The organism is Amycolatopsis sp. NPDC004747 (assembly GCF_053601335.1).
Genome location: NZ_JBSGBQ010000003.1, coordinates 124,997 through 146,103 on the forward strand (window position 1 = coordinate 124,997; position 21,107 = coordinate 146,103).

Annotated in this window: 19 protein-coding genes; 10 read left to right on the plus strand and 9 right to left on the minus strand. The window is 70.6% G+C overall.

Features of this window, described 5'->3' with window-relative positions; all coding sequences use genetic code 11:
* Positions 1-16: 16 nt before the first annotated feature.
* The 5 genes from ACWEGE_RS05485 to ACWEGE_RS05505 all read left to right on the plus strand — a co-directional run bounded on the left by ACWEGE_RS05485 (position 17) and on the right by ACWEGE_RS05505 (position 4,941).
* Positions 17-1,168 carry an alpha/beta hydrolase gene (locus ACWEGE_RS05485; protein ID WP_449659213.1) on the plus strand — a complete coding sequence of 384 codons (1,152 nt, stop codon included), beginning with the start codon at positions 17-19 and terminating at the stop codon, positions 1,166-1,168.
* Entirely contained in the window at positions 1,165-1,638 is a 474-nt protein-coding gene (locus ACWEGE_RS05490) for a MarR family winged helix-turn-helix transcriptional regulator (RefSeq protein ID WP_449659214.1), read from the plus strand. The genes ACWEGE_RS05485 and ACWEGE_RS05490 overlap by 4 nt, the downstream gene beginning before the upstream one ends.
* A 68-nt stretch (positions 1,639-1,706) precedes the next feature.
* Positions 1,707-2,183, plus strand: a complete 477-nt coding sequence (locus ACWEGE_RS05495) for a MarR family winged helix-turn-helix transcriptional regulator (RefSeq protein WP_176177403.1) — start codon at positions 1,707-1,709, stop codon at positions 2,181-2,183.
* A 117-nt stretch (positions 2,184-2,300) separates the two neighbouring features.
* Entirely contained in the window at positions 2,301-3,188 is an 888-nt protein-coding gene (locus ACWEGE_RS05500; protein WP_449659215.1) for a nuclear transport factor 2 family protein, read from the plus strand.
* A gap of 46 nt (positions 3,189-3,234) precedes the next feature.
* The gene (locus tag ACWEGE_RS05505; protein WP_449659216.1) at positions 3,235-4,941 is read left to right on the plus strand and encodes an alpha/beta fold hydrolase; all 1,707 of its coding nucleotides are present in this window, start codon (positions 3,235-3,237) and stop codon (positions 4,939-4,941) included.
* A gap of 56 nt (positions 4,942-4,997) precedes the next feature.
* Here the strand turns inward: ACWEGE_RS05505 and ACWEGE_RS05510 are convergent, their stop codons facing one another.
* Positions 4,998-5,240, minus strand: coding sequence for a DUF2630 family protein (locus ACWEGE_RS05510; protein WP_449659217.1), 243 nt, complete (start codon positions 5,238-5,240; stop codon positions 4,998-5,000).
* A gap of 181 nt (positions 5,241-5,421) precedes the next feature.
* Positions 5,422-6,945 (minus strand): aldehyde dehydrogenase family protein, encoded by a 1,524-nt coding sequence (locus tag ACWEGE_RS05515; RefSeq protein WP_449659218.1) that lies wholly within the window; start codon positions 6,943-6,945, stop codon positions 5,422-5,424.
* 131 nt (positions 6,946-7,076) lie between these two features.
* Here ACWEGE_RS05515 and ACWEGE_RS05520 point away from each other — a divergent pair, with 131 nt between their 5' ends.
* A complete protein-coding gene (locus ACWEGE_RS05520; RefSeq protein ID WP_449659219.1) occupies positions 7,077-8,441 on the plus strand; it encodes an amidohydrolase family protein in 1,365 nt (454 codons plus the stop codon).
* A 59-nt stretch (positions 8,442-8,500) separates the two neighbouring features.
* On the opposite strand, the gene ACWEGE_RS05525 is transcribed toward ACWEGE_RS05520, so the two are convergent.
* Together ACWEGE_RS05525 and ACWEGE_RS05530 are read right to left on the minus strand one after the other, a co-directional pair.
* A complete protein-coding gene (locus tag ACWEGE_RS05525; protein ID WP_449659220.1) occupies positions 8,501-9,667 on the minus strand; it encodes a dihydrolipoamide acetyltransferase family protein in 1,167 nt (388 codons plus the stop codon).
* A gap of 3 nt (positions 9,668-9,670) precedes the next feature.
* Positions 9,671-11,854 carry an alpha-ketoacid dehydrogenase subunit alpha/beta gene (locus ACWEGE_RS05530; RefSeq protein ID WP_449659221.1) on the minus strand — a complete coding sequence of 728 codons (2,184 nt, stop codon included), beginning with the start codon at positions 11,852-11,854 and terminating at the stop codon, positions 9,671-9,673.
* A 98-nt stretch (positions 11,855-11,952) separates the two neighbouring features.
* On the opposite strand from ACWEGE_RS05530, the gene ACWEGE_RS05535 reads away from it, so the two are divergent.
* Both ACWEGE_RS05535 and ACWEGE_RS05540 read left to right on the plus strand, forming a co-directional pair.
* Positions 11,953-12,453 carry a VOC family protein gene (locus tag ACWEGE_RS05535; protein ID WP_449659222.1) on the plus strand — a complete coding sequence of 167 codons (501 nt, stop codon included), beginning with the start codon at positions 11,953-11,955 and terminating at the stop codon, positions 12,451-12,453.
* A gap of 18 nt (positions 12,454-12,471) precedes the next feature.
* Positions 12,472-13,134 carry a GntR family transcriptional regulator gene (locus ACWEGE_RS05540; RefSeq protein WP_449659223.1) on the plus strand — a complete coding sequence of 221 codons (663 nt, stop codon included), beginning with the start codon at positions 12,472-12,474 and terminating at the stop codon, positions 13,132-13,134.
* Positions 13,135-13,158: 24 nt separating this feature from the next.
* Here the strand turns inward: ACWEGE_RS05540 and ACWEGE_RS05545 are convergent, their stop codons facing one another.
* The 4 genes from ACWEGE_RS05545 to ACWEGE_RS05560 are packed head-to-tail and all read right to left on the minus strand — an operon-like array spanning position 13,159 to position 17,834.
* Positions 13,159-14,178: a LacI family DNA-binding transcriptional regulator gene (locus ACWEGE_RS05545; protein ID WP_449659224.1), complete on the minus strand. Its 1,020-nt coding sequence runs from the start codon at positions 14,176-14,178 to the stop codon at positions 13,159-13,161.
* Between the two features lie 25 nt (positions 14,179-14,203).
* A complete protein-coding gene (locus ACWEGE_RS05550; protein WP_449659225.1) occupies positions 14,204-15,637 on the minus strand; it encodes an NAD-dependent succinate-semialdehyde dehydrogenase in 1,434 nt (477 codons plus the stop codon).
* 9 nt (positions 15,638-15,646) lie between these two features.
* The gene (locus ACWEGE_RS05555) at positions 15,647-16,891 is read right to left on the minus strand and encodes a M24 family metallopeptidase (RefSeq protein WP_449659226.1); all 1,245 of its coding nucleotides are present in this window, start codon (positions 16,889-16,891) and stop codon (positions 15,647-15,649) included.
* Positions 16,884-17,834 carry an NAD(P)-dependent oxidoreductase gene (locus ACWEGE_RS05560; protein WP_449659227.1) on the minus strand — a complete coding sequence of 317 codons (951 nt, stop codon included), beginning with the start codon at positions 17,832-17,834 and terminating at the stop codon, positions 16,884-16,886. The genes ACWEGE_RS05555 and ACWEGE_RS05560 overlap by 8 nt, the downstream gene beginning before the upstream one ends.
* 123 nt (positions 17,835-17,957) lie before the next feature.
* Here ACWEGE_RS05560 and ACWEGE_RS05565 point away from each other — a divergent pair, with 123 nt between their 5' ends.
* Together ACWEGE_RS05565 and ACWEGE_RS05570 are read left to right on the plus strand one after the other, a co-directional pair.
* Positions 17,958-18,869, plus strand: a complete 912-nt coding sequence (locus ACWEGE_RS05565; protein ID WP_449659228.1) for an ABC transporter substrate-binding protein — start codon at positions 17,958-17,960, stop codon at positions 18,867-18,869.
* Between the two features lie 132 nt (positions 18,870-19,001).
* Positions 19,002-20,288 (plus strand): MFS transporter, encoded by a 1,287-nt coding sequence (locus ACWEGE_RS05570; protein ID WP_449659229.1) that lies wholly within the window; start codon positions 19,002-19,004, stop codon positions 20,286-20,288.
* On the opposite strand, the gene ACWEGE_RS05575 is transcribed toward ACWEGE_RS05570, so the two are convergent.
* Complete coding sequence (locus ACWEGE_RS05575; protein ID WP_449659230.1) at positions 20,236-21,093, minus strand: oxidoreductase; 858 nt, start codon at positions 21,091-21,093, stop codon at positions 20,236-20,238. The genes ACWEGE_RS05570 and ACWEGE_RS05575 overlap by 53 nt on opposite strands.
* Positions 21,094-21,107: the final 14 nt, after the last annotated feature.

The window sequence follows — 21,107 nt, forward strand, 5'->3', positions numbered from 1 at the left end:
GACTGAGGAGCTGACGATGTCGGTCATCGAGCTGACCACCTTCACCGTGGCACCGGAGAACACCGAGGCGATGCTGGCCGCGCGCCCGGGCATGGTGGCCGCGTTCCGGGAGGACCGGCGCGGCTTCCTCGCCGCGCGCCTGGTCCGCCTCGACGAGCGGACGTGGCTGGACTTCGTCGAGTGGACCGACGACGCCGCCTGGGACGAGTCGAAGGCCAAGGGCGCCAACCTGCCCGCGATCGGAGCCTTCTTCGCCACCATCGACTCGCTGGTCGGCGCCGAGCGCGGCGTGCGTTATGACGACGCCGAAGACGGCACCCGGCGGGTCCGCACCGTCGCCTACGGCCCCGAGCCGTCGCAGGTCGGTGAGCTGTACCTGCCCGAAGGCGACGGCCCGTTCCCCGTCGTCGCCGTCCTCCACGGCGGCTACTGGACCGCCATGTGGGACCGCCGCCAGATCACCGACGTCGTCGACGACCTCGTCGGGCGCGGCTATGCGGTGTGGAACGTCGAGTACCGCCGGATCGGCGAGCCCGGTGGTGGCTGGCCGGGCACCTTCCTCGACGTCGCCGCCGCGATCGACGCCCTCGACGGCCTCGACCCCGCCCTCGACACCACCCGCGTCGTCCTCCTCGGCCACTCCGCCGGCGGGCACCTGGCCACCTGGGCCGCCCACCGCGGCGCGCTCCCGCCCGAAGCACCCGGCGCGCACCCGAAGATCACCCCGGTCGGCCTGGTCGAGCTGGCCGGCGCGCTCGACCTGCGCGCGGCGGACGCGGCGGGCTTCGGGAAAGTGCTCGCCGACCCGGACGCCGAGCCGCCGAAGGACGCGCCCGAACCCGCCCGGCCCGAGGTGTGGCCCGCGGTGGCCGACGCCGTCGGCGGCGGGATCGTGCCGCTGCTGGCCGACGGACACTACGCCTGGACCTCGCCGGTGGAACTGGCTGGTGACGGCGTCCCGGTCCTCGCCGTGCACGGCACCGCCGACGAGGCCGTACCCGCCGAGTGGAGCCGCCGCTACGCCGAGAAGACGACCGCCGAGGGCGGCACCGCCCGCTACCTCGAGGTCGACGGCGGCACCCACTTCGACGTCGTCCACCCCGGACACCCGGTCTGGGCGGAGATCACCGAGTGGATCCGCGAGACGCTCGCCCGGAGCGGCGGATGACCACCCGCGCGGAACGGAACGCGACGAACCCCGACCTGGGCGTGCTCGCGGGCCGGCTGCTGTTCGCCGTGCAGCGGGAGCTGTTCTCGACGCTGGCCGAGCGGGGCTTCGACGACCTGAAGCCCCGCCACGGCGCGGTGCTGGCCTACCTCGACCCGGACGGTGTCCGGGCGACCGACCTGTCGAAGCTCTCGGGCCAGCACAAGCAGAACATCGGCATTCTCCTCGACGAGCTGGAGGGCCTGGGGTACCTCGAGCGGCGGCCTGACCAGAGCGACCGCCGGGCGAAGCTCGTCTGCCCCACCGAGCGCGGGCTCGCCCAGATGCGGACGGCGGACGAGATCATGGCCGCCATCCAGCGGCGCCACGCCGAACGCCTGGGGAAGGACGAGTACCAGCGGTTCAAGCACCGGCTCATCGACATCACCGAGCACCAGCGCGCGCTCCTCGGCTCGCGCGGCGAGCACTGAGTGGCGGATCCACGACCCACGCCCACCTCTGCCGCTGCCGGCCGCGGGCCTGCCATTAGATTGGGCCGATGGACGTGCCGCCGCTCGATCAGGCCGAAATGCGCATGTGGACCCGGCTTGCGGCGGTGTCGACGTTGCTCATCGGCGAGCTGGACGCCCGGCTGCTGCGCTCGGCCGGTCTCAGCCACTTCGAGTACGTGGCCCTTTCCCGGCTGTCGGAGGCTCCCGGCCGGACGATGTCGATGTCGAACCTGGCGGCGCGCACGAACGCCACGCCGTCGCGGATGTCGCACATGGTGACGAGGCTGGAGCGACGGGGCTACGTCGAACGGTCCCAGTCGCCCGACAGCGGCCGGGTCGTGCTGGCCACGCTGACGGACGAGGGCTGGGAGCTCGTGGCCGAAACGGCTCCGCTCCACCGGCGCGACGTGCGGGAACTGGTGATCGACGCGATCGATCCCGCCCACGTCGGTCCGCTCAGCGAGTCCCTCGGCCGGATCCTCGATCGGCTGGACCCCGGTAACGCCCTCGCTCAGCGAGACTGACCGCTCGACGACGTTCCCGATTGTTCCCGGCACCTTGCCCTGACCAACATTTTAATGTTCAAGTGTTTGCTGGTACGGTCCTGAGTGAAGGTTCAACAACCTGATCAGGGGTCTTTCATGAATGTGAAACGAAGCATCACAGTCGTCGCTGCGCTCGCGCTGACCCTCACCGGATTGCCGGCTCCAGCCTGGGCCGCGACGCCCACCCACTCGGCAGACCGGCTGACCGTCAAGGAAAGGCTGAACAAGCGAGTGGCACTGGCAGCCGTGGACGAGCTTCTCAACAAACACGACCTCAGCGCCGTCGACCGCTACTACCGCGAGCCCTACATCCAGCACAACCCCGACATCGCCAATGGATTTGCCGGGGTCAAAGCGGCGATCACCGGCCTGCCCAACTTGCACTACGACGTGTTCCAGACCCTCGCCGACGGAGACTTCGTCACCGTCGACGCCCGGGTCACCGGGCTGGGCGACACCACCAAGATCATCATGGACGTCTTCCGGCTCGACCGGGGCAGGATCGTCGAGCACTGGGACATCATCCAGGACGAAGTGCCCGCGTCCGAAACCGTGAGCGGCAACTCGATGATCTCCACCCCGCCACCCGCGCAGCACCCGCGCCAGGACAACGAACGGGTCGTCATCAAGGCTCTCGACCGGCTCTACGGCCACCGGGACCTCACCGCGATCGACCGCTACTGGCGCGATCCCTACGTCGAGCACGCCCCCTTCGCGGCCAACGGAACCGCGGCCCTGCGCACCGCGGTACGCAACCTGCCCGCCGGCTTTTCCTACGAACCCGGCTTGGTCATGAGCGAAGGCGACGAAGTCGTCGTCCACGCCCGGATCACCGGGATCGCGCCCACTCCCGTCATCGCCATCCAGATTTTCCGCCTCGACCGCGGCAAGATCGTCGAACACTGGCAGAACATCCAGAAAGAAGTGCCCGCGGACCAGAGTGCGAACGGCAACCCGATGACCACCCCGCGTATCACGGCCTGACAACGGGCTCGACGATGAAGCGACGCACGTTTGCGGAGGAATTGTCTTGCGGGTAGGAAAAGGGATCGTCGTCATCGCCGCGGCAGGCATCCTCGCCACCCAGCTCACGGGCACAGCCGCTGCCGGCAGGAGCCCGTTCGACGGTTACGCCACCCAGGAGCTGAGCTGGGGCACCTGCGGGTTCGCTCCGGTCGCCGGGGCCAAGCCTGCCGAATGCGCACTGGTGAGAGTGCCGCGCGACTGGGCTCACCCGCGGGCCGGGGACGAACTGAGGATCGGCATCAGCCGGGTGAAGGCGACCGGGAGGCGCGCCGGTGTCCTCCTGACGAATCCCGGTGGTCCCGGTGCCCAGGGAACACCGGTCGCCGGGCAGATCGCGGCCCTGGAGCCCGCGGTCAACGACGTCTACGACATCATCGGGATGGATCCGCGCGGCACCGGCGTGGCCGGGTCGCCCGAGGAGGGCCTGCAGCCCTACCTCTGCCACGTGCCGGCCGACCAGCTACCCCAGCGAACGGATCTGGACGCGCGCGACAGATCGCCGGCGAACATCGCCGAGCACCAGCGGATCCCGCGGGCGATCGCGAACGCGTGCCAGGCGAATCCCCTGGCGCCGTACATCACCACGTGGCAGACAGCGCACGACGTGGAACTAGTCCGGCTGCTGCTCGGTGAATCCACGCTGAACTACCTCGGCTACTCCTACGGCACCTGGCTCGGCGCGAAGTACGCTTCGATGTTCCCCGGCAGCGCCGGAAAGGTGGTGCTCGACTCCAGCACCGACTGGCAGGGCCGGCTGGCCGACGCCTTCTCCTTCTTTCCCGTCGCCGACCAGCGCTGGCTGGACGACCTGTTCCTGCCGTGGCTGGCCCGGCAATGGCCACAGCTGGTCGGGCCCACGAAGGAGGCGGCGGCGAAGACCTGGGAGGAGGTGCGGGCGCACTACAAGGGGCTGGGCTTTTCCGGAGACGACTTCGACCAGGCGTTCGTCGGCGCCGGCAACCCCAGTTTCTGGTACTCCGACGCGATCCTGGTCCTCGCGGCGGCCAAGGAGCTGAGAGGTGGTTCGCTCACGCCGGTGTCCGCGGACCTCCATGCTCAACTGGAGGCGTACGCACAACGCAACCTCCACATGTCCTACCGGGACGTCACTGCCGAGTTCTTCGGCTCCTTCCTGCGCAGTGACTTCACGACGCTGCCCGGAACCCGGTTCTCCGTCGCGTGCAACGACCAGCCGACCGAATCCGCGCTGTGGTACCGGCGGCTCAGCGATCACCAGGGCCCACGCTATCCGCTGGACGGATGGGCATACGGTTTGTCCGAGGTCTGCGGCCCGTGGTCGCAGCCTCCTCGGGAGGCGTTGCCGGATCTTCCGGCATCCGCCGTGGCGAAGGTGCTGGTCGTGCAAGGTGAGTTCGACCCGCAGACCGGCTATGAACAGGGCGCAGCTGCTGTCCGGAAGGCTCCTGGCGCGAGCCTGGTGTCCGTGGACGACTCGCCTTTCCACGGCCAGTACGCGCTGACCGGAGACTCGTGTGTCGAGAACGCCGTCAACGGATACCTGCTGAACGGTATCCGGCCGGGCTCCGAGGTCTGTCCCGGGCAGTTACTTCCGGGTGAAAGTCAGGTGTACGCGACGCCTGGTCCCGTGCTGGGCCCCAGCTCGGCAGCGACACAGCTCACGCATCGCCCTCTACGCGAGCTGGCCGCCGAACTCCAGGAAACGATCAGCCGGGTGAACTCGGTTCGCTGACCCACGTGGCCGGGCCCGGCAACGTCGGGTCCGGCCACGGGCGCCGAAGTCCGGCTTCACTGCCAGTAGGACTCGACCTGGGAGATCGGGCGGGCCGCGGCGCCGTCCGGGTTCTCGTGGAACTCCGTCTTCGCCCGCCGCTGCCGCAGCAGGTCCCAGCACTGGTCGAGTTGCTGCTCGACCACGGAGAGGCGGTCCTTGTCGCCACCTCCCAGTCCCACACCGACCGAGCGCGACCGAAGCTCGTGCTCCTCCGCGATCAGCTCGTCGATCCGGCCCAGGATTTCGCCGTCCGCCATCGTTTTCTCCTGCCGCAAGGGGATTTGCCGGCGCCGACGCTACCCGGCCGGACAGGCCGCGCAAGGGCGGCCGCCGTGCGACCGTCGGTGCTCCAGTCATTTGACGGGCATTGGACCGGCACAGCCGGGCCGGGCCATCCGAGGGGGATGGCCCGGCCGGGTGGTCGAGCTCGAGCGCGCGTCAGTCGGTCGGCGGCCAGACCGGGATCGGCGCCCGGCCGGACGGGAAGCGGACGTTCTTCGCGCGCACGAACTCGTGCAGGGTTTCCGCCGCGTTCTCGCGGCCGAACCCGCTGCCCTTCACTCCCCCGAACGGCGATCCCAGGAAGGAACGGCGCAGGTAGTTGTTGACGAAGATCATGCCGGCCTGCAGGTCCCTGGCGAGCTTCGAGGCGCGGAAGTGATCACGGGTGATCAGCGCGGCGGTCAAGCCGTACGCGGTCCCGTTGGCGATGCGCACGGCCTCTTCGTCGGTGTCGTAGACCATGATCGACGCGACCGGGCCGAAGATCTCCTCCTGCGCCACTGTGTGGTCGGGCCGCACGGCCGTCAGCACCGTGGGCGCGACCCAGAAGCCGCGGCTGAGCCGCTCCTCGACCGGGATTTCCCCTTGGTAAGCGATCTTCGCCCCTTCGGAGACGGCCGTCTCGATGTAGCCGAGGACCTTCTGCTGCTGGCGGGCGTCGACCATGGCCCCGATGTCGGTCTTCGGGTCGAGGCCGTCTCCCACCCTCAGCGCGGCGGTGGCCGCCACGAACCGGCCGACGAACTCGTCGTGCAGGGACCGGTGGACGAGGATCCGGGACGTCGACGTGCAGGCCTCGCCCTGGTTGTAGAACATCCCTTCGACGGCCACCTCGACGGCGGTCCCGAGATCGGCGTCGTCGAGGACGATCAGCGCGTTCTTGCCGCCCAGCTCCATGGTGGCGTAGGTGAGGTTCTCCGCGGCCGTGCGCAGCACCGCCTGACCGGTCTTGGTGGCCCCGGTGAACGTGATGCGTTCGACGCCGGGGTGCCCGGCGAGCACCGGCCCGGCGGCCAGGCCGGACACGGCGTTCACGACGCCCGGGGGCAGCACCTGGTTCACGATCTCCACCAGCCGCAGCACGGCCAGCGGTGCCTGCTCCCCCGGCTTGATCACGATCGTGTTGCCCGCGGCCAACGCGGGCGCGGCCTTCTTGGTGAAGTGCAGGGGCGGCCAGTTGAACGGCAGGATCGCCGCCACCACGCCGTAGGGCTCGTAGTGCACCCGCGCTTCGATCGGCCCTTGGTCGAGCACGTCGCCGTGCAGCGTGTCGGCGAGGCCGCCGTAGTAGTCGAACCCGGCCGAGCTGAACGACACGTCGAAGCGCAACGCGTCGCGCCGCGGCTTGCCGACCTCCCGCGCCTCCAGCTCGCCCAGTTCCTCGGCGTGCTCGCGGATCAGGGCGGCCACCTTGCGCAGCAGACCGCCGCGTTCACGTGGGGTCAGCCTGCCCCATTCCCCTTCGTAGGCGCGGCGGGCGTCGCGAACGGCCTGGTCGACCACTTCGGCGTCGGCTTCCACGACGTCGGCGAGATGGTCCCCCGTGGCGGGTTCGAGAACGGCGAAGGCCGGCGCGGCGTCGGGGGTGACCCACTTGCCACCGACGAACGAGCCCCAGCGGGTGCGGGGCAACGGCCCGCGGCCGTCGGCCGTCAGGACGGGATCCGGCACGTCGGACATCATGAGGTCCCTTCAAGCGATGTAAACGATTGCGACAGAACTCCGTTCTGGTCGCCATTGACCACAGGTTACCCGGCCCATACGATAATGCAATCGTTTGCGATAGTTCGGTCTCGGCAGGAGGCAGTCGGATGAGGACGTTGCTCAGCGGAGGTCACGTGGTCGCCTCCGGTCGACCGGATCTCCTGGCCGCGGGCGACCTGGTGATCGAGGGAACGACGATCGCGCAGCTCGGCCCGGCGGGCACGCTGAGCCGCGACGACGTGGACCGGGTGATCGACACCCGCGGTTCGATCGTGCTGCCGGGGCTGGTCAACACCCACCAGCACGACTGGTACGTCTACGGAAAGGGCCTCGGCGGCGACGTGCTCCTGGAGCAGTGGATCGCCGAGTGCCTGGTCCCGCTGAAGGACCGGCTGACCGTCGACGACCTGCGGGTGGCCAGTAAGCTGGCCGGCCTCGACATGCTCCGCGGCGGGACCACCAGCTCCGTCAACCACCAGGTCAACGAAACCACCGTCGCCGAGGAGGAAGCCATCCTCGGCCCGGTGGCCGACACCGGGATCCGCCAGTTCTTCGCCAAGGTCATCCGCCCGCACGACACCGAGACCGGGTACGCGGGCGCCCTCGAATCCTTCGAGAAGTGGGACGGAACGGCCGAAGGCCGCATCCGCGTCGGATTCGTGCTCGAAGCCACCGCGCACTGGGTCGCGCTCGGCACCAGTTCCGAGGAGATGATCACCGGCGGCCACGCCCTCGCCGCCGAAAAGGACACCTTCGTCACCTCCCACATCGCGGGCGGCACGATGTCCCGCGAACAGGGTTACCTCCGGTGGGTGCTCGAGACCGGCCGCACCGACGTGCAGTTCCTGCACCGGCTCGGCGTCCTCGACGACCGCTGGATCCTCGCCCACACCATCAACCCGCTGCGCAACGACCTCGACCTCATCGCCGCCTCCGGCAGCACCGTCGCGCACACGCCCAGCTCCGAAGCCGCCCGCGGCGGCGGCATCACGCCCGTGAAGCGGATGCTCGACAACGGCGTCCGCGTCGCCCTCGGCACCGACGGCCCCATGGTCGACCTCACCAACGACATGCTCGAGCAGATCAAGTGGACCCGGCTCCTGCAGAACCAGCTCCACCAGCACCCCAGCACGATCGACCTGGGCAAGCTCGTCACCATGGCGACCGAAGACGGCGCCCGCGCCGTCCGCGCGGACGGCCACCTCGGCCGGCTCGCCCCCGGCTACGCCGCCGACATCGCCGTCTTCGACCTCACGACGCTCCACGCCGGCCCGAGCCACCACCCCCTCGCCACGTTCGTGCACGCCACCCGGGGAGCCGACGCCAAGCACGTCTTCGTCAACGGCGAGCAGCTCCTCGAGGACGGCCGGTTCACCCGCGTCGACCACCTGCACGTCGCCGAGCTCCTGCAGCGCGCCGGCGACCACGCCAAGGCCCTCGGCCGCCGCGCCGGGCTCCTGCCGCCGGACTGAAGCACCCGAAAAGCCCGGCCCGCCATCGGAAAGGATGGTGGGCCGGGTTTTCCGTCCGTTCAGACCAGCAAGCTCATCGGGTTCTCCAGCGCGCGAACGACCGCGTCGAGCAATCGCGCCCCCAACGCCCCGTCCACCGCGCGGTGGTCCACGGACAGGGTCAACGCGAGGCTGGTGCCGACCTCGATTGCACCGTCCACGACGAACGGTGCCGGTTTGGCCGCGCCCACCGCCAGGATCGCGGATTGGGGCGGGTTGACGATGGCCGCGAACTCGTCGACGCCGTACATGCCGAGGTTGCTCACCGTCGCCACGCCGCCCTCGAGTTCGTGCTGCCGCAACCGGCCCTCGTCCGCGCGGGCGGCGAAGTCACGCACACGCGCCGCCACCTCGCCCGGTGCCGTGCCAAGCACGTCGTGCAGGACCGGCGTGACGAGGCCGCGCGTGGAGGCGATCGCCACGCCGAGGTCGACCCGGGCGTACTGGCGCAGGTTCTGTTCGGTCCAGGTCACGTTGGCTTCCGGCACCGCTCGGTAGCCGGCCGCCAGCGCGCGGACCACGAGGTCGTTGACCGAGATCTTCACCGGCGAGACGGCATTGAGCTCGCGACGCAGGCCGAGCAGCCGATCGACGCGAGCGGTGCGGCGCAAGTAGTAGTGCGGCACCGTCTGTTTCGCCACGGTGAGCCGGTTCGCGATCGCCGTTCGGAGGCGCGAGTGCGGAAGCTCGGTGAACGCCTCGGACGCGGGCGCTGCCACGACAGCAGGGACGTCGGGTGATTCGCGCGTCTCCGTGATGACCCGCTCGACGTCACGGCGCACGATCCTGCCGTTCGGCCCGGTGCCGGTCCCCACGTCCGGGCTGATCCCCGCCTCCTTCAGCATCTTCCGCGCGAGCGGGCTGCTGAAGACCCTCGTCGGCTCGCTGGTTCTCACCGGTCCGGTGAGGCCGGACGCGGCGAGGAAGCCGTCGACGTCGTCGCGTTCGGACGGGGCGCCCAGAACGGCGATCGGGGCACCCACCTCGACCGTCGTCCCCGGCTCCGCCAGCGTCCGCAACAGTTGCGCCCCCGCTTCGGCCTCGACTTCGACCGCGGCTTTGTCCGTCTCCAGCAGGGCGATCGCCTCGCCCGCGGCGAACTCGACGCCGGGCGTGACCAGCCACTGCGCCAGCACGGCCTGGGTCTCCCCCGCGGCCACTTCGGGCACTCGCAACAGCGCGACCATGGTTCACAGCTCCTTCGCGATGCGACGCAGGGCGGTCACGACCTCGTCGGTGCGCGCGATGGCCGCGCGTTCCAGGACCCTGCTGATGCTGGGCGATGCTTCGCCGCCGGTGACGCGCTCGATCGGCGCGTCGAGCCAGTCGAAGAGGCGGCGCTGGACTTCGTCGGCGAGCCGCCCGCCGTAGGAGGTGCCCCACGCGCCTTGCTCGACGATCAGCACCCGGTTCGTCTTGCGGACACTGCGTTCGATGGTGTCCCAGTCGAGGCTGGCGAAGTCGAGCCACCGGAGGTCGATGAGGTCGGCGCGCACCTCCGGCACCTGCTCGAGCGCTTCGGCGGTGTGCCGGACCATCGACAGGTAGGTGAGGATGGTCAGGTCGTCGCCTTCGGCCCGCACCGCGGCCCGTCCCACCGGCAGGCGGTAGTCGAGGTCTTCGGCGGGCGCGGTGCCGGTGGTCGTGTAGAGGTCGACGTGCTCGAGGATCACCACCGGGTCTTCGCACGCCAGTGCGGTGTTCAGCAGGCCGACGTAGTCGAACGGCGTCGACGGCGCGACCACCCGAAGGCCCGGTGCCGTGGTGAGGATCCCGGCCGGGTCCATGGAGTGCTGCGAGCCGTAGCCGGTGCCGGCGGCGAGCTTGGTGCGCAGCACGAACGGGACGCTGCCGTGGCCGCCGAACATGTGCCGGGCCTTCGCGACCTGGTTGAACAACTGGTCCGCGGCGACCCACATGAAGTCCGCGTACATGAACTCGACGACCGGGCGGGCGCGGCCGTCGATCGCCATCCCCCCGGCCAGGCCGGTGAAGGCGTTCTCGCTGATCGGCGTGCCCAGCACCCGGTCGGGGAACCGCTCCTGCGGCGCGCGGGTCGCGCCGTTGGTGCCCCCGCGCAGCCGGTGCACGTCCTCCCCCAGCACGACCACGCGCTCGTCGGCCTCCATCCGGCGGGCGAGGACATCGCTGACGACGTCGACGAACCGGCGCTGGACGAGGCCGCCTTCGACGTCGGCCTCCTCGGCGTACCGGCTGCCGTCCAATTCGGACAGGTCACCACGCACGCCGAAGTCCACGAATTCGGTCGACGGCCACGCGGCCGCGCGAATCCGCCGCTGTCCCGGCTTGCCGCTCGGATCCGGCTCGAGGACCGCGTCACCCAGTTCGCGCAGCACCGCGGTCACCTCGTCCCGCGCGGCGTCGACGTCCGCGGCGGTGGCCAGTTCGCGCCGCTCGACGTGCCGGCGCAGCAGGTCGATCGGGTCGCGCTGCCGCCACGCCTGCTCTTCTTCCTTGGTCCGGTAGCCGAACGCGCTGCCGGGGTAGGCGCCGTTCTGGTGGAAGTACCGGTAGACCTCGGCCTCGACGATCACCGGACCGTCGCCGCCGCGCAGGTGCCCGAGTGCCTCGGTCATGGCCAGATGCACGGCGAGTGGATCCATTCCGTCGACCTGCCAGCTGGGGATGCCGAACCCGGGACCGCGGCCGGACAGTCGTGGCTCCGCCGTGGCCTGCTCGACGGGGGTGGAGACGGCGTAGCGGTTGTTCTCGATGAAGAAGCACACCGGCAGCCGCCAGGCGGCAGCGAGGTTGAAGGTCTCGAGCACCGAGCCGATGTTCACCGCGCCGTCCCCGAAGTACGTCACGGTCACGGCGTCCGTGCCGGCTCGTTTCTGGTTCCACGCGAAGCCGGCCGCCTGCGGGACGCCGCCCCCGACGATGGCGTTGGTGCCCATCGCGCCTGCCTCCCGCCACTGCAGGTGCATGGAGCCGCCCCGGCCACCGCAGTAGCCGTCGGCGAGACCGCAGATTTCGGCCAGCGTGCGCCGCAGGACGGTGCGGACGTCGGTGGTCAGCTCGGGTAGCCGCCCCGGCACGGGCGTGGCGACGTGCCCGAAGGCCTTGGCGAGGAACTGGTGGTGGCCGCGGTGGGAGCCGTTGACCAGGTCGTCGCTGCGCAACGGCAGGATCGAGCCGACGGCCCCGCCTTCCTGGCCGACGCTGGAGTGCGCCGGCCCGTGGACGAGGCCCTGGCCGGCCAGCTCGAGCACGTACTCCTCGAACGCGCGGATCCAGACCGCGTGCCCGAGCAGGCGCAGCAGCAGGTCGCCGTCGGCGGTGTCCCAGTCGTCTTCGGTCGTGCTCAGCCGCGTCCACGCCGGACGCGGGGCCAGTGGCTCCCGGGCGGGCATACTCTGCCTCCTCATTGGATCCATTTCAGTGCATCGCAGGGCCAGTAAACGCGCTATCCTCGGCAAAGACAAGAGAAATGGATCCATTAGGAGCGGTGATGGCCGTACCCGGACTCACTCGAGCCGATCACGTCGGGTTGACGGTGCCCGACCTCGACCAGGCCCGGAACTTCTTCGTCGACGTGCTGGGCGCGGAGTACCAGTACACGCTGGGTCCGTTGCGCGACGAGGGCGGCTGGATGAGCGAGCACCTCAACGTGCCCGACCGTGCGGTGGCTTCGCGGATCCAGTTCGTCCGGCTGCCCGACGGCACCCGCGTCGAGCTGTTCGAGTACTCCGCGCCGGGGCAGCGCACGGATCCGCCGCTCAACAGCGACGTGGGCGGCCACCACCTGGCGTTCTACGTCGAAGACCTCGACACGGCGGTCGCGTACCTGCGCGAGCGCGGGCTGCGCGTGCTCGGCGAACCGACCGCGAGCAAGGGCCCCCACCTCGGGCAGCGGTGGGTGTACTTCCTGGCGCCGTGGGGACTGCAGTGTGAGCTAGTGTCCTACCCGGACGGCAAGGCCTACGACCACGACCCGGGCGGCTTCGCCTGAGCCGAGAGGAGCGCGATGGTGTCCGAGGTCAGCTCGGTGGCCAGCCAGCGGGTCGCCGACGAGCTGCGCGACCGCATCCTGTCCGGCCGCCTGGCCCCGGGCACCCGCATCAAGCAGGACGAGCTGGCGGAGGAACTGGCGACCAGCCGCCTGCCGGTGCGCGAAGCCTTGCGGATCCTCGCTTCGGGCGGTCTCGTGACGGTGCGCGCCAACCAGGGCGCCTGGGTGACGAGCATGGACCTGCGCGAGTGCCGGCTGAGCTACCGCATCCGCGAACGCGTGGAACCGCTGCTGCTGGCGGAATCCGCGCCGCACCTGACCGATGCCGACTTCGCCGAGCTGGACGCGGTGCAGGGCGAGATCGAGCGCACCGACGACGTCGAAGAGTTCCTCGTCCTCGACCGCCGGCTGCACTGGCTGACCTACCGCCACCACGACGCGGCCGAAGCGGCCGGCATCGTCGCCCGCCTGTGGGACGCGACCCAGCCCTACCGCCGCGCCTTCACCCGGCTCGCGGGCCGGAGCCGCTCGTGGATCATCGGCGCGGAGCACCGGCTGCTGATCCAGGCCCTGCGGGACGGGGACCTCGAATCGGCCGAGCAGGTGCTGGAGCTCCACATCCGCCGCACGAGGATCGAACTGGAACGCCACCCGGAAGTGTTCGAGCCGGAAACCTGGTGACCACCGGAACGGGCCTCGGCCGGTTCAGCTCGCGACGGGGCCGGTCGAGTCCCGGGACACGAGTTCCACCGGCAGCACCACGCGCTTCGCCGGCGCGGCGGGGGAACCGATGCGTTCCAGCAGCAGCCGGGCGGCTTCCCGGCCGATGTCGTAGTGCGGGATGCGGACGGTGGTCAAGGCGGGTCGCTGCCGGTCCACGAACGGCATGTCGTTGAACCCGGTCACCGACACGTCACCGGGCACGGACCGGCCCAGCTCGGCCAGCGCGGAGTAGCAGCCGAGCGCGAGGAGGTCGTTGCCGGCCAGCACCGCGGTCAGCTCCGGATGCGCCGCGAACAACCGCGCGGCGGCGGCGTGGCCGGCCGCCTCGGTGAACGCCTCGGCGAACTCGACCGGTTCGCTGCCGGCGTTCAGCCCCAGCGACGTCGTGGCGTCGAGGAACGCGCGGTAACGCTCCCACCCGGTGGACAGCTCGCGCGGACCGGCGACGTGCCCGATCCGCGTGTGCCCGAGCCCGGCGAGGTGGCGCACCAGCAGGTGGACGCCCGCCGCGTTGTCCGCGGTCACCGACGGGATGTCGCCGGCGTCGGTGCGGCGGTTGACCAGCACCGTCGGCACGGGCACCCCGCCCTCCGTGCGGACGGTGTCGCCGCGGCGGCTGGTGGCCAGGATGAACCCGTCGGTCTGGCGGCCGCGCATGGCCGTGACCAGTTCGCGTTCGCGCTCCGGGTCGCCGTCGGTGTTGCCGACCAGCGCCATGTACCCGGCCTCCCGCAGCTCGTCCTCGATCCCCCGCACGATCGGCGGGAACACCGGGTTGCGCAGGTCCGGGATGATCACCCCGGCGACCGAGGACGTCCGGGTGCGCAGGCTGCGCGCCGCGGAGTTGGGGGCGTACCCCAGCGTCCGCGCGGCTTCCAGGACCCGGTTGGCCGTCCGGGTGTTGACCATTCCCCGGGTGGCGGGGTTCAGCGCGCGGCTGGCGGTGGCCGCGTGCACCCCCGCCCGCTCGGCGACGTCCTTGATCGTCGGGGCCCTGTCCATGGGGTCAGCATAGAGAGAGCGCACGTCACCAGCTGACCGCGACGTACTTCGACTCCGTGTACTCGAGCAGCCCTTCGTGCCCGCCCTCCCGGCCCAGCCCGCTCTGCTTGACCCCGCCGAAGGGCGCGGCCGGTTCCGACACCAGCCCTCGGTTGAGCCCCACCATCCCGGACTCGAGGGCCTCCGCCAGCCGGAGACCCCGGGCGAGGTCTCCGGTGTAGACGTAGGAGACGAGGCCGTGCTCGGTGTCGTTGGCCAGCCGGACGGCTTCCTCTTCGGTGTCGAAGGTGACGATCGGGGCGACCGGGCCGAAGATCTCCTCCGCCAGGACCGGTGCACCGGCCGGCACCTCGGCCAGCACGGTGGCCGGGTAGTAGAAGCCGGCGCCGTCCGGACGTTCTCCCCCGGTCAGCACGCGGGCGCCGCTGGCGACCGTGCCGTCGACCAGCTCACTCACCTTCGCCACGGCCGCCGCGTTGACCAGCGGGCCCAGCTCGACACCGGGGGCGTTCCCCGGCCCGACGCGCAGCGCGCCCATCCGGCCGGCGAGCCGCCGGGCGAACTCGGCGGCAACGGCGCGCTGGGCGAAGAACCGGTTCGCCGCGGTGCACGCCTGGCCGCCGTTGCGCATCTTGGCGACCATCGCCCCGTCCACCGCCGCGTCCAGGTCGGCGTCGTCGAAGACCAGGAACGGCGCGTTGCCACCCAATTCCATCGAGGTGCTGACCACGCTGTCCGCCGCGGCGTGCAGCAGGTGGCGGCCGACCTCGGTGGATCCGGTGAACGACAGCTTCCGCACCCGGGGATCCTCGAGCATCGCGCCGACGACGGCGTCCGATCGGGTGGAAGGCACGACGTTCACGGTGCCCGCGGGCGCGCCCGCCTCTTCGAGGATCGCGGCGATCGCGAGCGCGGTCAGCGGCGTTTCCGAAGCCGGTTTGAGGATCACGGTGCACCCCGCACCGAGCGCGGGCCCGATCTTCCGCGTGGCCATCGCGGCCGGGAAGTTCCACGGCGTCACGAGCACGCTCACACCGATCGGCTGCCGCAGCACCAGGATGCGGTTGGCGCCGCCCGGCGCGGTCTGCACGGTGCCCGCCAGCCGCACGGTTTCCTCGGCGTACCACCGGAAGAACTCGGCCGCGTAGGTGACTTCGCCGAGCGCGTCGGGCAGCGCTTTGCCGTTCTCGCGGACGATGAGCTCGGCGAGCTCGGCGGCGCGCTCGTGCATCAGGGCGAACGCGCGCTGCAGGACCTCCGCCCGCCGTCGCGGCGCGGTCGCCGCCCACGCGGGCAGGGCATCGGCGGCCGCGTCGACGGCGGCCAGACCGTCTTCGACGGTGCCGTTCGCGACGGTTGCGAGGGGCTCCGCAGTGGCCGGATCGACCACGGTGATGCGTGATTCGTCGGCGGAAGACCGCCAGACACCACCGATGAACAGCTCTTCGGGGACCTTCAAGGTGGCTCCTCAGTACGGGTTGGCGACGAACAGGTCCTGCGCCGGGAATTTGGTCAGGACCTCGGCCCCGGTCTCGGTGACGACGACCTCTTCCTCGATGCGTGCGGCGGAGAACCCGTCCGAAGCCGGGCAGTAGGTCTCGAGCGCGAAGACCATGCCGGGCTTGATCTCGACCGGGTGCGCGATGCTGTTGAGCCGCGAGATGATCGGCCGCTCGTGCAGGCCGAGCCCGAGGCCGTGACCGAACTGCAGGCCGAAGGCGGCCATCTCGTCGGCAAACCCGAACTCGGTGGCCGCGGGCCAGACGCGCGCGACCTCGTCGGTGCCCACGCCGGGCTTGACCGTCTCGATCGCGGCGTCCATCCACTCGCGCGCCCGCCGGTACGCGCCGCGCTGGGAGTCGGTCGCGCTGCCGACGCCGAAGGTGCGGTAGTAGCAGGTGCGGTAGCCGTTGTAGGACTGGATGATGTCGAAGAACGCCTGGTCGCCCGGGCGGATCAGGCGGTCGGAGAAGTTGTGCGGGTGCGGATTGCACCGCTCTCCCGAAACCGCGTTGATCGCTTCAACCTGGTCCGACCCCATTTCGTAGAGCCGCTTGCTCGCCAGGGCCACGATCTCGTTCTCACGGACGCCGGGCTTGAGCACCTCGACGATGTCCTGGTACACGCCGTCGACCATCGCCGCCGCCTGCGACAGCAAGGTGATCTCGTCGGCCGACTTGATTTCGCGCGCGTCGAGCATCAGCTGCTGCGCGTCGACGACTTTCAGCCCTTGCCGCTGCATCTCGAACAGGAACGGCGGCTCGACGATGTCCACCCCGACCGGCGAACCGGCCACTCCCGCCTGGGTCAGCAGGTCCTTGAGCTGCGTGACCGCCTCGCGCATCAGGCCGGCTTCCGGCGAGATCGCGCCACGCAGGCCGAGCATGCCGGCGCGGCAGTTCTCCGGCTGCAGCCACGGCGAGTACAGCTGGTGGTGCTTCGCCGCGGACCCGAAGTCCCACAGCATCGGCTCGCCGTCACGGGTCAGCAGCGCGTAGCGGGTCATCTTGTCGCCCAGCGCGCCGCCGATCCAGGTCTGGGTGGTGTACCGGATGTTGTAGAAGTCGAACAGCAGGAACGCGCCGCACTCACTGGACTCCAGCGAGGCGCGGGCCCGGGCGAGGCGGTATTCGCGCAGGCGAGCGAAGTCGACGCGTTCCTCGAAGTCGACCGCGCCGTGCCCGGGGGCCGGAATCGGGCGTCCCTCAGGCATCGGCGGGCTCCAGGCCGTCGCTGACAGCCGCGTTTTCCGGCACCAGTGTCAGACCGGACCGGCGGGCCTGCTCCTCGATGAGGACCGCGAAGTCCTGGTCGACCAGGCCGGCGCCGACCGCCGAGGCGACCAGCTGGGCCGCGGCCGAGGCCACCGGCATCGGCGCCTCCAGCTCGCGGGCGGCGGCGAGGCCGAGGTCGAAGTCCTTGCGCAGCAACGGCATGGTGAACGTCGGGGTGAAGTCGAGGTTGACCAGCGCCGGAGTCTTGTAGCGGCTGAACACCGAGCCCATGACCGAGTCGTTGAGGAAGGACAGGAACGCCTCGCGGCTCACGCCGCCCTTCTCGGCCAGCACGGTGATCTCGGCCAGCGACTGGGTGACGACGCCCAGGAAGACGTTGTGGCAGATCTTCACCAGCCGGGCGACCTCGTCTTCACCGACGTAGGTCACGCCGCGGCCGAGCGCCGCCAGCAGCGGTTCGACGTCGTCGAACACCGCACGCGGGCCCGACACGGCCAGGGTCAGCTTGCCGCTGCCGACGACCTTCGGGTTGCCGCTCACCGGCGCGGCCAGCAGTTCGGTGCCGCGCTTCGCCGCGGCGACCCGCACGGCAGCCGAAGCTTCGGCGGACACGGTCGAGGAGTCCACCAGCACCTTCGGCGCGCGCGTGGCGTCGGTGAACAAGCCGCCGTCGCCGGAGGTGACCTGCTCCAGGTCGGCCGAGGCGGAGACCATCGTGAAGACGACGTCGCGCCCGGCGAGGTCGACCGGCCGGTCGGCCACAGTGGCGCCCGCGGCGACCAGCTCCTCGGCCTTGGCCCGCGTGCGGTTGTGGACCGCGACGTCGTAGCCGGCGGCGAGCAGCCTGCGCACGAGCGCGGCGCCCATCCGGCCGGTGCCGATCCAGCCGATCGTCGTGGATCCGGGCGTCGGGGTCACCATGACAACACCTCCGAAGTGCAATCGTTTGCAGTCAGAGTGCAGCGACGGCTAGGCTGCCGTCAAGTCCTCGCCCGAAAACTCGTCTGCGAACGTTCGGCAACTCCGGTGAAAGGTGACACCCTGGTGCACTCGATCAGGCTGGGCACGTTCAGCCCCTCGGTCCTGCTGTCCGTGGCCGCCGCGACCGGTCAGCTCCGCGACGCCGGGCTCGAGGTGACGGAAGTCCCGGCGAGAACATCGGCCCAGCAGTTCGCCGACCTCTTCGATGGTCACCTCGACGCCGCGTTCACCAACCCCGACAACGTCCTGGCCTACCGGTGCGTCCCCGGCAATCCACTGGGCCGGACCGGCGACGTGCGGATCCTCGGCGCCATCGACCGCGGCCTGGGCCTCGGCCTCTACACCGCTCCCGGCGTCGGAGCGCCTGCCCGCGGCAGCCGGCTGGGCGTCGACGTGCCCGGCTCGGGGTTCGCGTTCATCGCCTTCGAACTCCTCGCCCGCGCCGGACTGACCCGCGGCATCGACTACGAGGTGATCAGTCTCGGCGCCACACCGAAGCGCGCCCGGGCCCTGATCGAAGGCACCATCGACACCACCATCCTCAACGCGGGAAACGACCTGGTTGCCGAGGCACAAGGAGCACGCCGTACCGCGTCGGTCACGTCGATCGGGCCGTACGCGGGAACGGTCCTGACCGCCACCGCCGAGGGGATGGCCGGCCACGCCACCGCCCTCGGCCGGCTGCTCGAGGTCACGACGACGGTGGCGCGAGCACTGGCCGCCGGGCAACACCGCGACGTGGCACTGGCCGCGATCGCCGACCGCCTCGGCCTGCTCGGCGGCGCCGCCGAGCAGCACCTGAGCACCCTCGCGGATCCCGCCCAAGGCCTCGTGACCGACGGGCTTTTCACCCGCGCCGAACTGGACACCGTGGTCCACCTGCGGATCCGCCACTCCCGGGCCGATGCGCCGGTCACCGCGGAACAGGCAGTGGCGAGCGGGCTGATCGACTACTCACTGCTCCGCGCCCCTTGAGCCACGCTGGGTCACGATCGTTTGCGCGCCAACGCCTTGAATTCGGCATTGACCCTGCCTGGGCCAGAGCCTACATTTCTGCAATCGATCGCATTCACGCTCCCCCGCTCCGGCGAACGGAAGGGTCATCCCGTGAAAATCTCGCCCAGCACCGGTCCCCTCGCACCCCCCGCCGCACGCCGGGTCTCTCCGGCGACTGCGATCGGCGGATGGACACTGCTCGTCCTGTCGTACCTCATCAACGCCATGGACCGGCAAGTCTTCTACCCGCTGTTGCCGGAAATCAGCGCCGAGCACGGTTTCGGCCTCTCCCAGGGCGGCCTGCTCGCCACCGGCTTCACCCTCGGCATCGCCGTCGCCGGCCTGCCGGCCGGCTACCTGGTCGACAAGGCGTCCCGCAAAACGGTGCTCGTGGTCAGCGTGGCGCTCTACTCCGCGGGCACGCTGGTGACGCCGCTGTCGTCCGGCTTCGCCGACCTGGCCGTGTACCGGCTCCTCTCCGGCGCCGGGGAGGGCATGCAGGCCACCGCCTTGTACGCGGTGGTCGGCTCCTTCTTCGCGCTGCGACGATCCTTCGCATTCGGCGCACTCGGCGCGGTGTTCGGCGCCGGCGTGTTCCTCGGCCCGCTCGCCGGGACGTCCATGGCCCAGCACTTCGGCGGCTGGCACACCCCGTTCTTCTTCTACGGTACCGCCGGCCTGGTTCTGGCCGTCCTCATCGGACTGCTGGTGCGGCGTGGGGTGACCGATCTCGACGCGGCCGGTCCGCGCGGCGTCGAGCTGCCCGCCGAGCACGTGCCCGCCTCGACGTTCAACCGCAACACCGCGATGCTCGGCCTGGCGTGCGTCTCCGCCGGTTTGGTGTTCTACGGGTTCCTCGGGCTGTACCCGACGTACCTGCGCACGCAGCTGCACTACACCGCCGCCGAGGCGGCGGTCGCCGCGAGCGTCATCGGGGCGGGCGCCGCGACGTCGATCCTCACCGGCTGGCTCGCCGACCGCTACAACCCGCGCACCATCCTGCTGAGCACCTACCTGGGCGTGGCCGTCAGCGCGTGGCTGGTGTTCAACGGCTCCCCCGGCCACGCGTGGCAGTACACGATGTCGTTCATCCTGGCCACGTTCATCGCGGGCTCCGCGTTCACCACCCTCAACAGCACCATGCAACGGGCTGTGCGCCCGCGGCACGTGGGACGCGCGGCCGGCATGTTCGTCTCGACCTACTACGTGGCCGCCGCGTTCTCCGGTCTCCTGTTCGCGTCCCTGGTGGGCGCATTGGGCTGGCGCGGGGCCGCGTTGTGGCAGCTGACGGTGCTGCCACTGGCCACGCTGATCCCGCTGTGGTTCCTCGACGCGCGAAAGCTGATCAAACCGCGACGGGCTCGCGCTCTTCGAGGGGGAAATCAGCCGAACGGCTGACGTCGGCCCAGCGCTCGGTTTCGGCCGTCCGCTCCGCGGCGGACTTCACCGCGGCCGCGACGGCATCGCCACCGAGGATCAACCGCCGGGGCGGGTTGTCCGATCCGACGACGTCGACGACGGCTTTCGCCCCGCGGACCGGGTCGCCGGGCTGCTTCCCGTCGTGCTCGTCCCGGTACCGGTGGATGGCGCCGACGGTGGCCTCGTAGTCCGGGCCGACCGCGTGCCGGGTCATCGAGGCGCCCTGCCAGTCGGTGCGGAACGCTCCCGGCTCGACGATGATCACCTTCACGCCGAAGGGGGCGACCTCACTGGCGAGCACCTCGGAGAAGCCTTCGACCGCGAACTTCGCGGTCTGGTAGGCCCCCATCCCGGGCGTCCCGCCGACCCGGCCGCCGATCGAGGAGAACTGCACGAACGTGCCGGAACGCTGCGCACGGAAGACCGGCAGCGCGGCTCGGGTCACGTTCACGACACCGAAGAGGTTGGCCTCGATCTGGGCACGGAAGTCGGCTTCCGCTATTTCTTCGATCGGTGCACTGTTCGCGTAGCCGGCGTTGTTGACGACCACGTCCAGGCGACCGAAGGCGTTCGCGGCTTCTTCGACGGCGCGGACTGCCGCGGCGGCGTCGGTGACGTCGAGGGCGAACGGGCGGATCCGGGTGCCGTACCGAGCTACCAGGTCCTCCAGCTGCTCGGGCCGCCGTGCGGTGGCGAGAACCGAATCACCTGCCTCCAGGGCGACCTCGGTGAGGCTGCGCCCGAAGCCGCGGGACGCGCCGGTGATCAACCAAGTCTTGCTCACGATCGGGTCCTTTC